Here is a 12114-nt window from a genome sequence, read left to right on the forward strand (position 1 = left end):
GAGCAAGAGGGCGTGCCATGGCGACGCTGACCGTGTGGAAGTTCGACGACCCGCAGCGGGCCGAGCAGATCCGGGGCCAGGTGATCGAGCTGCAGAAGAAGCAGCTCATCACGGTGCACGACGCGGTCGTGGTCTCGTGGCCCGAGGACAAGAAGAAGCCTCGGACCCAGCAGGCGTTCTCCCCCATGGGCGCCGGGGCGTCGGGCGGCGCGTTCTGGGGCCTGCTCTTCGGCATCATCTTCTTCGTCCCGTTGTTCGGGATGGCGTTCGGCGCCGCCATGGGCGCGCTCTCCGGGTCGATGCGGGACTTCGGCATCAGCGACGAGTTCATCAACTCCGTGCGGGAGAAGGTCACCCCCGGGACCTCCGCCCTGTTCCTCATGTCCAGCGACGGCGTGCGCGACCGCATCGCCGAGGAGCTGGGTGACCACCAGGGCGAGCTGATCGCCACCAACCTCAGCGTCGAGGACGAGGCGGCCGTGCGCGACATCTTCGGCTCGGAGGAGTCGGCCGCCGCCGACGGCGACGAGCGCTGACCTCGGCTCCCTGCCGGAGACAGGTCACCGACATGAGCACGACGACGAGCCCCCCCGACGACACGTCCGTCGGGGGGGCTTCGGCCTACCTCGACTCCGCGGACGGCCGCTCCTTCCGGGTCCGCGGATCCTGGACACCGCCGCGGTCGGCGACTTCCTGCACCTGCAGAGCGGTGGCTCGAGGCTGCTGGGTCAGGTCGAGCGGCTGGAGGCCGTCGGCCAGGACGAGCACGTGGCCTCGGGCACGCTCGTGACGGTCGACGGCGTCCCCCCGGCCCCCGTGCCGACGCCGGTCGAGGTGACCCGCGCCTCCGACGAGGAGGTCGCCGCCGTCGTCTCCGGGCGGACCGCCGGCTCCACGTGGGCCGGCTGCAGTCCATGCCGGAGGTCCCCCTCGGCCTGGTGGCGCGCAAGCTGAACCGGCATACCTTCTGGTGCGGGCAGAGCGGCTCCGGCAAGACCTACGCGCTCGGGGTGCTGCTCCGGCACCGCCCATGCGGTGAGCGGCGGTATGGCCCCGCAACCAGCAGGCGCGGGCGCAGCAGGCTGCCCAGCAGCAGGAGTACGCCGACTACCAGCAGCAGCTGCAGATGAACGCGGCGGCACAGGCGGCGGCCGCTCAGCAGGCGGCGCCGACCCCTCCCCCGACCGCACAGTTCACCGACCTCATCGGTGAGCTCCAGAAGCTCGCCGCCCTCCAGCAGGCCGGCGTCCTCACGGACGCGGAGTTCGCGGCCGCGAAGGCCAAGCTGCTGTCCTGACACCCCGTCCGCAGCATGCCTGCCCCCGTGACGCCGCGGCGACGCAGCACTGCTGCGCCGGGGCCCCGGGTCCTGCGGACCCCGCAGGTGCGTCGGGGCGTCGCTGATGGATGACGTGCGAGGTCGTTCTCGGCCGAGGCCTCGTCCCGCCGCGTCGCGCTATGTCGACCGTTTCGGGTGGCTGCTCACCCTGACCGCCACCACCACCGTGCTGCTGTTCTTCGTCGACCTGGAGAGCGCACCGTCGGGGTCACGGCACTGGTCGACCATCGCGGCCACGGCGGTGGTCTCCGCCACGCTCTCCCTCGCGATGCGGGCCTCCGGGGCCAGCCAGCGGTGGCAGCGCCTCGTCGACGCCGTTCTCGTCGTGGGGTTCGGCGCCAGGGTTGCTCTGGAGCTGCTGCCACCCCGACCGACGTCTCCGCCTCGACCGCTCCCGCCGCCCTGGTCCTGCTGGCAGCCATCGCACCCGTCGTGGTCATCCGCAGGCTGCTGCACCACCGTCAGGTCGTCCGAGCCACCCTGCTGGGCGCCATCTCGGCCTACCTGCTCATCGCGCTGGCCTTCTTCTACGCCTTCCTCGCCGCCGAGCACTACCATCAGCCACCGCTCTTCGGCGACCCCCAGCCCACCACGTCCTTCATGTACTTCAGCCTCACCAGTATCACCACTCTCGGCTACGGCGACCTTGCTGCACGCACCGAGATCGGCCGCCTGCTGGCCACCACCGAGGCCGTGCTGGGCCAGGTCTACCTCGTCACCGTGGTCGCGATGGTCGTCTCCCTCCTGGCCCAGACCTGGTCCGACCGTCCCCACGACGAGGCCTAACCCCGGGCGACCTCAGACCTCGAGGGCCCGTCGGGCGAGCGCGAGCCGGTCCGGCACGAGGGTGAACCAGGCCCACTGCCCGCGCCGGTCGCGGGTGAGCAGCCCGGCCTCGACGAGGACCTTGAGGTGGTGGCTCACGGTGGGCTGGCTGATGCCGAGGGGGGCAGGCAGGTCGCAGGCGCAGATCTCCTGGCCGGGTGAGCAGCGCACGATGCCGAGGATCTGCAGACGGACGGGGTCCGCGACGGCCTTGAGCAGGCGGGCCACGAGCTCGGCGTCCTCGCGCGTCATCGGGGAGTCGCCCTCGGTCGCGCAGCACCGGTCCACCGCCTGGGCCAGCTGGGCACGGCCGTCGGGTGCTGGTGCACTCATCACCCCTCCATATTGACACATGTCGATATCCGGTGCCACGATGCATACATCGACATCTATCGATATGGCCTCCAGGAAGGATGCACCATGAGCCGCGTGCAGCTCGCGCTCGACGTCGTCGACCTCGACGCGTCCGTCGACTTCTACTCCACCCTCTTCGGCGTCGGGCCGCACAAGCGGCGTCCCGGCTACGCGAACTTCGCGATCAGCGAGCCCCCGCTCAAGCTCGTGCTCATCCAGACCGACGAGGCCACCCGCGGGACCGGCGCGAAGGGGGCCCTCAACCACCTCGGCGTCGAGGTCGACAGCGTCGACGAGGTGGAGGGGGCACGCACCCGCCTGACCGACAGCGGTCTGGCCACCTTCGACGAGAGCGACACCACCTGCTGCTACGCGCTGCAGGACAAGGTGTGGGTCCACGACCCTGCCGGGGCACCCTGGGAGGTCTACGTCGTCAAGGACGAGAACCCCGCGGACGCCCGGCCGGCCACGGCCTCCATCCCGGTCCTGGAGCCCTCCGCGGCGTGCTGCACGCCCGCAGGTGGCCACGGGTGACGGCCGTCCAGGACGCGCCGGAGCAGGTGACCGGCAGACTCTCCCCCCTCGACCGTCTCCTGCCCGTCTGGATCGGCGTGGCGATGATCCTGGGTCTGGCCCTGGGCCGCACGGTCCCGGGCCTGGGTGTGGCGCTCGATGCGGTGCGGCTGCACGGCATCTCGCTCCCCATCGCCATCGGGCTGCTCGTCATGATGTACCCGCCGCTGGCGAAGGTCCGCTACGAACGCCTGAGGGCGGTGACCTCGGACCGGCGTCTCATGGCCGGGTCACTGGTCCTCAACTGGGTCCTCGGCCCTGCCCTGATGTTCGCGCTCGCGTGGGTCTTCCTTCCCGACCTGCCCGAGTACCGCACTGGCCTCATCATCGTCGGGCTCGCCAGGTGCATCGCCATGGTCATCATCTGGAACGACCTGGCATGCGGTGACCGGGAGGCCGCGGCCCTGCTGGTCGCCCTCAACTCGCTGTTCCAGATCATCGCCTTCGCCGGCCTCGGATGGTTCTACCTGACCGTCCTGCCCGGGTGGCTCGGCCTCGAGCAGAGCGCCCTGGACGTCTCCTTCGTCCAGATCGCCGTCTCCGTGCTGGTGTTCCTCGGCGTCCCGCTGCTCGCCGGCTACCTCTCTCGCACCATCGGCGAGCGGACGAGGGGCCGAGCCTGGTACGAGGGCGTGTTCCTGCCCCGCGTCTCCCCGTTCGCCCTGCTCGGGCTGCTCTTCACCATCGTGCTGCTCTTCGCGCTGCAGGGCGAGCGCATCACGAGCCAGCCCCTGGACGTCGCCCGGATCGCGCTGCCGCTGCTGGCCTACTTCACCATCATGTGGGGTGGCGGCTACGCCCTCGGGACCGCGCTCGGGCTGAGCTACGAGCGCACCACCACCTTGGCGTTCACCGCCGCGGGCAACAACTTCGAGCTCGCCATCGCCGTGGCCATCGCCACGTTCGGGGTGACCTCGGGCCAAGCGCTCGCCGGTGTCGTCGGCCCCCTCATCGAGGTCCCCGTCCTCGTCGCCCTCGTCTACGTGTCTCTGGCCCTCAGGCGGCGGTCCGGCGCCGCCAGCCCCGCAGCCGCCCAGGAGACGTCATGCCCGCATCCCGACCCGATGTCTCCACCGCCATCGTCGACGACCTGACCTACTCCTACGAGGGCGTCTACTCCCGGGAGTCGGTCCAGCTCGCGGTGGACCAGGCCCGGCAGCGGCTCGAAGCGGTGTCGACCATCCACACGTACCTGCCCGTGCTCGTCGCCAAGGATGCCCGCGAGCGGCTGAGCGCGGCGGCCCAGGCGGAGGGTCGCGTCACCAAGAAGGTGCCCGAGCTGCTCTTCGTGTGTGTGCACAACGCCGGACGCTCCCAGATGGCCGCCGCGCTGGCCGAGCACCTGTCCGACGGGCGGGTGCACGTGCGCTCGGCGGGCTCGCGGCCGTCCCGAGAGCTCAAACCCCGTCGTCGTCCAGGCCCTGGCCGAGAGAAGGGATCTCGCTGACCGAGGCCTACCCCAAGCCTCTGACCGACTCGGTGACGCGCGCCGCCGACGTCATCGTCACCATGGGCTGCGGTGACGCCTGCCCGGTCTACCCAGGTCGTCGCTACGAGGACTGGACCGTGCTGGACCCCGAAGGCGCGGACCTCGACGTCGTGCGCGACATCCGGGACGACATCCAGGCCCGTGTCACCGCACTCCTGCGCGACGTGCTCGACTGAGCCACGTCACACCCCCGACCCACCTCCGAGGAGGAACCGTGAGCAGCAACCCCCCGCCCTCCGTCCTGTTCGTCTGCGTGCACAACGCCGGCCGCTCCCAGATGGCGCAGGCGTGGCTGGCCCACCTCGCCGGCGACGCCGTGGAGGTGCGGTCCGCCGGGTCCGCACCGGCTGACGCGGTCAATCCCGCCGCGGTCGAGGCCATGCGCGAGGTCGGCATCGACATGAGCCAGGCGCGTCCCGCGGTCCTCACCACCGAGTCCGTGCAGCTCTCCGACGTCGTCATCACCATGGGCTGCGGCGACGCCTGCCCCATCTTCCCCGGCAAGCGCTACGAGGACTGGCCCCTGGACGACCCCGCCGGCCAGGGCATCGAGGCCGTGCGTCCCATCCGCGACGCCATCCGCCAGCGGGTCGTCGACCTCCTGACCTCGTTGGACGTGCCACTCCCGGCGGACCGCGCACGGGCCACCCCAGGGGCCTAGGGACCGAGCAACCCGTCCCGAGCCACCCTCTCGTACCCTGGAGGTGCAGCCTCGCCCCGCCTCAGCGCACGGACGCCCTGCACGCTCTCCGTCCAGGACCCGGGGAGTCTGCCTGCGCCTGCTGGCCCTGGCCGGCCTCCTGGTGGCGCTCGTCCTCATGCACGGTGTCGACGTGCGGCACCACCCACCGGAGCTGCTGGAGGTCGCGAGCCCGTCGGAGATCGTCGAGATGGAGGCCCTCCTCCAGGACGCCTCCGACTGAGCCCGACCGTATGCGGCCACCTCGGGAGGGTCCCGAGGTGGCCGCATACCGGCGGTCACCGGGCTTGCACCTGGTTGGAGCGGCCCGACTGCGGCCCGGCACCGATCGCGTTGATGGCTTGCACGGTGAACCGGTAGTTCCCTGCGGCGAGGGTCATGGCCAACGACCGCGTGGTGGCGGGCTGGACCGCGGACGTCGTCGTCGAGAGCACCGACCCGTCAGCCGCCATCCGCAGAGCCCGGACCCGGTAGCCCGTGATGGGCGACCCTCCGTTGTTGGTCGGGGGTGTCCACGCTGCCGTCGCGGTGACAGCCCCACCCGCGGCGCCGGCGGTGGCCGTGCCGATGACGGGCGCGGTCGGCACCGTCGCCGGCCTGACGACGTTGGACGCCGCCGAGAAGGGACCGACCCCGATCGCGTTGACCGCCCGCACCCGGAAGGTGTATGCGGTGCCGTTGGTCAGACCGGTGATGGTCGTGCTGGTTGCGGTGGCGGCGACTCCCGTCACCGTCCGGACGACCGTCGTGCCCGTCCGGACCTGCACGCGGTACTCGGTGACCGGCGAGCCACCGTTGCTGGCCGGGGGCGTCCACCGGACCACCGCCGAGGCGTTGCCCGCCGTGGCTGTACCGATGACGGGTGCCGCAGGCACCGCTGCCGGCGTGACCGCGTTGGACGCCGCCGAGAGCGGACCCACGCCGACCGCGTTCACGGCCCGCACCCGGAAGGTGTATGCCGTGCCGTTGGTCAGCCCGGCGATCGTCGCGCTGCTCGCCGGGGCGGTGACGACGTCGGTCCGGACCACCGTGGTGCCGGTACGCACCTGCACCCGGTACTGGGTGATCGGCGAGCCGCCGTCGGAGGGAGCGGTCCAGGTGACCGTGGCGGAGGCGTTGCCCGCCGTGGCCGTCCCGATGACCGGCGCCTCCGGCGCCGTGGCCTGGGTCGGGGTGGCGATGGTCCTGTCGGAGAACCGGAGCTGCTCGATGTTGCGAAGCGTGTCGGTGCCGTCCGTGCCCACGTTGTCCACCACGGTGGTCACCCCGTCGGCGGTCGTGATGGTGTAGTCGGCCCGTGGCCCGGTGAACAGGGCCGTGTCCGTCGCGGCGGTTCCGGTCCTCACCGTGCGCACGATGTCGACCGTGCCGGGGTTGACCCGTCCGGCCAGGGTGTCCGCCCGCAGCGTGGTGAGCCCGTCGTGCAGCCGGGTGTCGGTCGTGTCGGCGGTGGCGGGGTCGGGGGCGCGCAGCTGGACGTCCAGCCAGGCGTCCCCGTCGATGAGGTCGTCGCCGCCACGGCCCTCGATGAGGTCCGCGCCCGCTCCGCCGAGCAGGATGTTGCCGCCGGTGAAGCTGGTGCCGTCACCGGGCAGGATGCTGGCCAGGCCGGCGATCCGGTCGACCCCGGCAGCGGTGAGCTCGTGGCCGACCATGTCGTTGTCCACACGGTCGTCACCCCGCAGGACGTCGTTCTTGTCCCAGCCGGACAGCGCCTCGACCAGGTCGAAGCGGTCACGGTTGGTCTCCACCGACGGGGGCAGCAGGACGCTGATCGCCATGTCGGAGTCGGCCGCCACCGGGTCGAGCTTGTGGGTGACGAAGTCGAACCCCAGCATGCCCTCGGCGCGCTGGATGCCCGGGCCGGCGAGCATGATGTCGTCACCGCCCTCGGCGTCGTAGTCCTGCTCACCGCCGTAGCCGATGATGACGTCGTGGCCGGCCTCGTTCGGGTCGTCCTGGAACGGGGCACCGTTGTCGCCCTGCAGCAGGCTGAACGGACCCAGTCCGCCCTCGATCCAGTCGTCCCCGTCGTCACCGAACACGGTGTCCTCACCGTCACCGGCGAAGACGAGGTCGTCACCGGGGCCGGCGAAGCTCTCGGTGGCGTCGTTGCCACCGATGATCATGTCGTCGCCACGCCCGCCCTGGTTGAGGTCGCCGCCGAAGCCCTGACCCGAGGACAGGGTGTCGTTGCCGTCGCCGCCCTTGAGGACGTCGTCCCCGAACAGGTCGGTGAGGATGTCGTCGCCGAGACCGCCGATCAGGTGGTCCGCACCGTCGCCACCCTCCATCCTGTCGTTGCCGTCGTTGCCACGGATCGTGTCGTCACCCTCGCTGGAGCGGATGAGGTTGTTGCCCGCGGAGCCGTTGAACACCACGTGGGCCGCCCCGCCGTAGCGGATGGTCCCGTTGGCCTCACGGACCAGCAGTCGAGACTCGTCGTAGTCGGGGGTCGCCGGGTCGTCGAGGATCGGTCCGGTGGTCCCGAGAGCAGCGACGTCGAAGACGAGGTCGGGCCGGGAGAACGCGTCGGCCGGGAGGCCCTCGACGTCGGTGTTGCGCTGGATCAGCTCGGCGAAGGAGTTGCCCTCGAGCTGGGTCAGCAGGTTGAGGCCCGCGGTGCGGGACAGGTAGTAGAACCGGTCGCCGTCCTGCAGCGCCTCCGTCTGGCCCTCGAAGACGTAGTTGAACGTCGGGCCGAGCAGACCGCCGAAGACCATCTGCTTCTCCGCCAGGCCGCCGACCCACAGGTCGATCCTGTCGACACCGGTCGTGGTCACGCCGGACTCGGGAAGGGTCCACTGGTCGTGCACGACGGTCGGTTCACCCGTGGTCTCGTCGGGCACCGTGTGCGGCGCGCTGTTGATGAACGCGGCACGGTCTGCAGGCACGCTCTCCTCGGCGATGTCATCCGCGGTCCCGATCTCACCGTCCAGGCCCCGGACCCCGTACAGCAGTGCGTATGCTGCAGCCCGCTTGTCGTCGAGGGTGGTCGCGGCGGTGATGCTGGGGTGCGTGCCGTAGGCGGCGATGAAGTTGGGCAGGGACTCGGCATGCTTCAGCGAGAAGCCGAGGTCCGCCCAGCTGGTGTAGGGCACGAGCGCGGGGTTGTCCGACTCTGCGTAGAACGCGCGCCGGGCCTCGTTGAGGGAAGGGGTGCCGGTGTCCCGGGCCCGGGCCATGTTGAGCGTCGCCAGGTCCAGCGGCAGCCCCAGCAGGTCGTTGCGCAGGGCCTCGGTCACGAACTCGTCGAGCTCGTTGCCGGTCTGTCTGGTCATGCCGCGGACGATGTCGCCCGCTGCCTGCTCGGGCGTCCGACCGTCGGCCATGAAGGACGGCGGGTTGAGGAAGGCGTTCAGCAGGCTGATGTCGTCCTCGGCCCCGGTCGCGCTGACCCGGTCCACGGACTCGTTGAGCATCGAGTGGCCGAACCGGTAGACCGCGTGCGCGAACTCAGCCTTGATGGCGGGGTTGATCGTGGTGTGGTATCCCGTCCCGCCCTCGCCGAAGGGGTTGACCCCCGGCTGAACCTTGCGGATGAACTCCTCGAAGGCCAGGTGCTGGTACTCCATCTCGGTGACGAACCGGGACGCCTGGAAGAGGCGCTCCCCGTAGTCCCACCCCGCCGGCCGGGTGGTCGTGCGCCAGTCGGCGCGCTCGGCGTCGGTGAACAGAGCCGGGTCGTCGAGCATCGCGTCGATCTCCGCGGCCAGCCGGTTGTGCTCGGAGTGGAAGACGTGGTGCACCGCGGTCAGGCCGATGTTCTCGTTGACCCGGCCGTCACCGGCGATGAAGTGGGCACCGAGCATCTCGTCGTCGTAGGTGCCGGGTAGCCCGTCGTCCCCGGTGCCGGGGTCGTCATCCGCGGTCAGGTTCGCCGCGGGGGTGGCGTGGTGCGCGATGTCGTCGAGGAAGGCGTGTCCGCTGGAGGTCGCGCCGGCGGTGGTGACGGGCGTGTCGGGGTCTCCCTCGACCAGTCCGCCAGGTGCCGAGGGCACGACGAGCTGCGGATAGCCGTTCGGTCCACGCAGGAACCTGCCGTAGGGGTCGGTCCGCAGGAGGGGGACGCTCAGGACGTCCAGGTCCGACAGCTCGATGCCCAGGACGGTGCGCGCCTGCTCGCGGACGTCGGTCCAGGTGGCCATGCCACCGCCAGGACCGGTGATCAGTCCCCCGGTCGCCACCGGCCCGTCGGGCGTCGCCCGGTACTCCCTCAGGAAGACCTGGTGCGACGGGTGGGAGGAGTAGGTCTGGCTCTGGTCCACGAACGGGCTGGTCTGGTTGACCGCCTCGTGATCTCCTCCGTGGGTGGCGCGGGTCAGCGCCATGAAGTTGGTGGGCGAGCCCGGGGTGAACTGCGGGTCGTCGGGCTGGAGCGGGATGAGCACGACCCCGTTGCCGCCCTTGTTGACGAGGTCGAGGCCGTGGTCGAAGAACTGGCCGAACAGCGTGAACCAGGAGTTGTACGGCGCGGAGAGGCCGGTGTCCGGGGCGACGTTGGGGATGAACAGCGGGTCGCCGGCGGCCTGGCCCTCGGGGACCCCTCCGGCCGCCTTGACGGCCGCCGGGTTCGTCCCGGTCTGGTCGACCACGAGGTTGCTGATCAGGCGCGGTTGGCTGTCCCGCACGGTCCCGGAGGTCTGCGCGTAGGTCGTGCCGTTCTCGGCGGCGCGCAGCTTCTTGGGAACCATCCGTGGGAACGGCTGGTCCGCCGTGCCGAAGGTGCGCTTCTCGGGCAGCTCGATGTTGTTGCAGCTGCCGTCGACGGTGCGCAGCCCCCAGGGGAGGGTGACCCCGACGCCGCCGGCCGGGATCTGGTCCGGGCCGCTGCCCAGGAGGGTGCCGCACGGGTTGCTCGCGGTGAGCGTGGCCGCGTGCTGCTCGGAGATCTTGATCTGCTTCAGGATGAAGCGGAGGTCGGAGGCGTTGAGGTTGAATCCCTGGCCGACCGGGGCTGCGACCGACCGCGGAGCGAGGACGGTTCCTTGCAGCACTGACGACACCAGTGCGGCGGCGAGGAGCACGGCCCACAGCCGGTACCTCCCGCGCGCGACCACATCACGGTGCTGACGCTTCTGGATGACGGACATCGGTGCCTCCACGGTGAGGGTGATCCGGGGCGCAGCGCCCCGCGACGTCACTGTCCGCCCGCATCCTTGCGTCAACCTTGCGCACCGCGTCGACGGGGTCTCGGTGCCACCAGCACGAAGCCCCCAGATCCGCCTCTTCGTGCGGATCCTGGGGGCTGAGGTGCGACTAGCCGCACAGCGTGAGACACGTAGGTGGAGGTGGCGGGAAACTCCTCGCTAACGCCCTGACCAGCATGGATGCTCATGGCCACTCCCCCGTGTCAGCCCTGTGTCAGTTTTGATCGGCGGATTCGGCACCTTTCCCACGAGACAGGTCCTTCACAGCTGACGGAGGCGATCGGCCAAGGGACCGAGCTGGTTGTCGACGATGTCGAGGATCAATTCGGCGTCGACACGGAAGTACTCGTGCACGACGACGTTGCGCAGTCCCGCGATCGCTCCCCATGGGACCTCCGGCGCCCGATCGCGCGTCTCGCTGGGAAGCACCCGCACCGCCTCCCCGATCACGGCCAAGTTGCGCAGCACCGCGTCGTAGGCCATCTCCTGGAGCTCGCCGGACGCAAGATGCTTGGTGTAGCCCTGGCATCGTTCGACCGCACGCAGGATGTCGGCGAAGCGTTCCTGCTCGGATCGCGTCACACCGGCACCGCATCGCTGAGCGCGGTATTCGACACCTCAGCGCGCAGAAGGGTCGGCGTCACCACATCGACGCGGTGGCCGAAGACGTCGCTGAGCTCCTCGCCCATGCCCGCCACGCGCAGGAGGGGGTTCCCTAAGTCCGGCAGCAGATCCACGAGAAGGTCGACGTCGCTGTCCGCCGTCGCGTCGCCTCTGGCCACCGAGCCGAACAATCTTGGATTGGTCGCACCGTAGCGCTCAAGGATCTGCTGAAGAGCGTCACGATGAGCAATGACGACCGCACGGAGGGCGGTGCTCTCAGACGTGACGGTGCTCATGTGTCAAGGGTAGAGGGCCAGCATCGTGACGCCTAGGACCAGGAACCCACTGAGTGAGCGATACGGGCCAGTCAGCATCGCCGCTGACGATCCGTGGCCCCTTCGAGGCCGCTGTGGAACAGGAGGCAAATGCCCACGACCACCTCGACGGTTCCCACGAGTCCGACGCGAAGAGTCCTTCGGGACTGCTGCATGAACGGGTGACGCCCGTGCCAGCCAGCCGTGTGGGTGACGAGTTTCCCGCACGCGGCAAATCCGGATGCCGGCTCTCGAGTTGGCCGGGCTTAGGTCTCAGAGCGGCTTGACCATGAAGAGGCAGGGATTCGCTTCACCCCACAGGTCGGTCTCCTCAAGCGGGAGAAACCCGGCCTGCTCGTAGAAGTGACGGGTGCGCGCGTACCCGGGGTCCGGATGTGAGCCGCCCAACGTCTTCACCTCGAGCAGCTGAACACCGCGTTCCCGCGCGTCCTGTTCGACGGCCTGGACCATGGCGGTTCCGACACCCTGACCGTGATGGTCGCGGTCGACAACCATGAGGTGGAGCTCAGCCACGTGCGGGAAGTGACGATCGACCAAAGTGAGCCCGATGACGTTCCCGCCGTCATCGCGGACCGTCCACGTCTCCTTGGTACGAGCCGCTTCGATGTAGTCAGCGTTCGCCTCCGGGAGACCGAACCACTCAGGCACCCTCGCCAGAAGTCGCTCCGCCGCTTCCGGCACCTGCGAGTCCGGACGACAGATCCATCCCATGGCCTAAGCCTGCCAGAGCGCATCTGCGACGACAC

15 protein-coding genes are annotated in these 12114 nt (G+C 70.1%); 9 read left to right on the forward strand and 6 right to left on the reverse strand.

Annotated elements, in window-relative coordinates; translation table 11 throughout:
• Window positions 1-17 precede the first annotated feature (17 nt).
• On the forward strand, window positions 18-536 hold the full coding sequence (locus tag FHD63_RS09770) for a DUF1269 domain-containing protein (RefSeq protein WP_139721900.1): 519 nt from the start codon (window positions 18-20) through the stop codon (window positions 534-536).
• A 192-nt stretch (window positions 537-728) separates the two neighbouring features.
• On the opposite strand, the gene FHD63_RS16090 is transcribed toward FHD63_RS09770, so the two are convergent.
• Window positions 729-962 (reverse strand): hypothetical protein, encoded by a 234-nt coding sequence (locus FHD63_RS16090; protein WP_170215579.1) that lies wholly within the window; start codon window positions 960-962, stop codon window positions 729-731.
• Between FHD63_RS16090 and FHD63_RS16615 the strand changes: the two genes are divergently transcribed.
• From FHD63_RS16615 to FHD63_RS09785, 3 genes are all read left to right on the forward strand, one after another.
• Window positions 915-1130: an ATP-binding protein gene (locus FHD63_RS16615; protein WP_238705613.1), complete on the forward strand. Its 216-nt coding sequence runs from the start codon at window positions 915-917 to the stop codon at window positions 1128-1130. The two genes, FHD63_RS16090 and FHD63_RS16615, sit on opposite strands and share 48 nt — an antisense overlap.
• Window positions 1127-1297, forward strand: coding sequence for an SHOCT domain-containing protein (locus FHD63_RS09780; RefSeq protein ID WP_139721901.1), 171 nt, complete (start codon window positions 1127-1129; stop codon window positions 1295-1297). The genes FHD63_RS16615 and FHD63_RS09780 overlap by 4 nt, the downstream gene beginning before the upstream one ends.
• A gap of 474 nt (window positions 1298-1771) precedes the next feature.
• Window positions 1772-2125, forward strand: a complete 354-nt coding sequence (locus tag FHD63_RS09785) for a potassium channel family protein (protein ID WP_158296747.1) — start codon at window positions 1772-1774, stop codon at window positions 2123-2125.
• Window positions 2126-2137: 12 nt separating this feature from the next.
• Here the strand turns inward: FHD63_RS09785 and FHD63_RS09790 are convergent, their stop codons facing one another.
• Window positions 2138-2497 (reverse strand): metalloregulator ArsR/SmtB family transcription factor, encoded by a 360-nt coding sequence (locus tag FHD63_RS09790; RefSeq protein ID WP_170215598.1) that lies wholly within the window; start codon window positions 2495-2497, stop codon window positions 2138-2140.
• A gap of 87 nt (window positions 2498-2584) precedes the next feature.
• On the opposite strand from FHD63_RS09790, the gene FHD63_RS09795 reads away from it, so the two are divergent.
• From FHD63_RS09795 to FHD63_RS09810, 5 genes are all read left to right on the forward strand, one after another.
• The gene (locus FHD63_RS09795) at window positions 2585-3052 is read left to right on the forward strand and encodes an ArsI/CadI family heavy metal resistance metalloenzyme (protein ID WP_139721904.1); all 468 of its coding nucleotides are present in this window, start codon (window positions 2585-2587) and stop codon (window positions 3050-3052) included.
• 83 nt (window positions 3053-3135) lie between these two features.
• Entirely contained in the window at window positions 3136-4185 is a 1050-nt protein-coding gene (arsB, locus tag FHD63_RS09800; protein WP_139723087.1) for an ACR3 family arsenite efflux transporter, read from the forward strand.
• Entirely contained in the window at window positions 4137-4538 is a 402-nt protein-coding gene (locus tag FHD63_RS16910; protein WP_275100570.1) for a three-helix bundle dimerization domain-containing protein, read from the forward strand. Before arsB ends, FHD63_RS16910 begins: the two co-directional genes overlap by 49 nt.
• A 32-nt stretch (window positions 4539-4570) precedes the next feature.
• Window positions 4571-4756 carry a low molecular weight phosphatase family protein gene (locus tag FHD63_RS16915; protein ID WP_275100571.1) on the forward strand — a complete coding sequence of 62 codons (186 nt, stop codon included), beginning with the start codon at window positions 4571-4573 and terminating at the stop codon, window positions 4754-4756.
• Window positions 4757-4794: 38 nt separating this feature from the next.
• Window positions 4795-5241 carry an arsenate reductase ArsC gene (locus FHD63_RS09810; protein WP_139721905.1) on the forward strand — a complete coding sequence of 149 codons (447 nt, stop codon included), beginning with the start codon at window positions 4795-4797 and terminating at the stop codon, window positions 5239-5241.
• 317 nt (window positions 5242-5558) lie between these two features.
• Here FHD63_RS09810 and FHD63_RS09815 read toward each other — a convergent pair whose 3' ends face one another.
• The 4 genes from FHD63_RS09815 to FHD63_RS09830 all read right to left on the reverse strand — a co-directional run bounded on the left by FHD63_RS09815 (window position 5559) and on the right by FHD63_RS09830 (window position 12079).
• Window positions 5559-10373, reverse strand: a complete 4815-nt coding sequence (locus tag FHD63_RS09815; protein ID WP_139721906.1) for a peroxidase family protein — start codon at window positions 10371-10373, stop codon at window positions 5559-5561.
• Between the two features lie 318 nt (window positions 10374-10691).
• The gene (locus FHD63_RS09820) at window positions 10692-11012 is read right to left on the reverse strand and encodes a HepT-like ribonuclease domain-containing protein (protein ID WP_139721907.1); all 321 of its coding nucleotides are present in this window, start codon (window positions 11010-11012) and stop codon (window positions 10692-10694) included.
• A complete protein-coding gene (locus tag FHD63_RS09825; RefSeq protein ID WP_139721908.1) occupies window positions 11009-11329 on the reverse strand; it encodes a nucleotidyltransferase family protein in 321 nt (106 codons plus the stop codon). Before FHD63_RS09825 ends, FHD63_RS09820 begins: the two co-directional genes overlap by 4 nt.
• A gap of 291 nt (window positions 11330-11620) precedes the next feature.
• On the reverse strand, window positions 11621-12079 hold the full coding sequence (locus FHD63_RS09830) for a GNAT family N-acetyltransferase (RefSeq protein ID WP_075958511.1): 459 nt from the start codon (window positions 12077-12079) through the stop codon (window positions 11621-11623).
• Window positions 12080-12114 lie beyond the last annotated feature (35 nt).

Source organism: Serinicoccus chungangensis (assembly GCF_006337125.1).
GTDB classification, from domain to species: Bacteria; Actinomycetota; Actinomycetes; order Actinomycetales; family Dermatophilaceae; genus Ornithinicoccus; species Ornithinicoccus chungangensis.

Excerpts from the sequence above, each read along its gene's own strand:
- FHD63_RS16910 (WP_275100570.1), top strand. The coding sequence starts at position 4,137 with ATGCCCGCATCCCGACCCGATGTCTCCACCGCCATCGTCGACGACCTG.
- FHD63_RS09825 (WP_139721908.1), bottom strand. The coding sequence starts at position 11,329 with ATGAGCACCGTCACGTCTGAGAGCACCGCCCTCCGTGCGGTCGTCATT.
- FHD63_RS09790 (WP_170215598.1), bottom strand. The coding sequence starts at position 2,497 with ATGAGTGCACCAGCACCCGACGGCCGTGCCCAGCTGGCCCAGGCGGTG.
- FHD63_RS16615 (WP_238705613.1), top strand. The coding sequence starts at position 915 with ATGCCGGAGGTCCCCCTCGGCCTGGTGGCGCGCAAGCTGAACCGGCAT.
- FHD63_RS09815 (WP_139721906.1), bottom strand. The coding sequence starts at position 10,373 with ATGTCCGTCATCCAGAAGCGTCAGCACCGTGATGTGGTCGCGCGCGGG.
- FHD63_RS09795 (WP_139721904.1), top strand. The coding sequence starts at position 2,585 with ATGAGCCGCGTGCAGCTCGCGCTCGACGTCGTCGACCTCGACGCGTCC.
- FHD63_RS09770 (WP_139721900.1), top strand. The coding sequence starts at position 18 with ATGGCGACGCTGACCGTGTGGAAGTTCGACGACCCGCAGCGGGCCGAG.
- FHD63_RS16090 (WP_170215579.1), bottom strand. The coding sequence starts at position 962 with ATGCCGGTTCAGCTTGCGCGCCACCAGGCCGAGGGGGACCTCCGGCAT.
- arsB (WP_139723087.1), top strand. The coding sequence starts at position 3,136 with ATGATCCTGGGTCTGGCCCTGGGCCGCACGGTCCCGGGCCTGGGTGTG.
- FHD63_RS09780 (WP_139721901.1), top strand. The coding sequence starts at position 1,127 with ATGAACGCGGCGGCACAGGCGGCGGCCGCTCAGCAGGCGGCGCCGACC.
- FHD63_RS09830 (WP_075958511.1), bottom strand. The coding sequence starts at position 12,079 with ATGGGATGGATCTGTCGTCCGGACTCGCAGGTGCCGGAAGCGGCGGAG.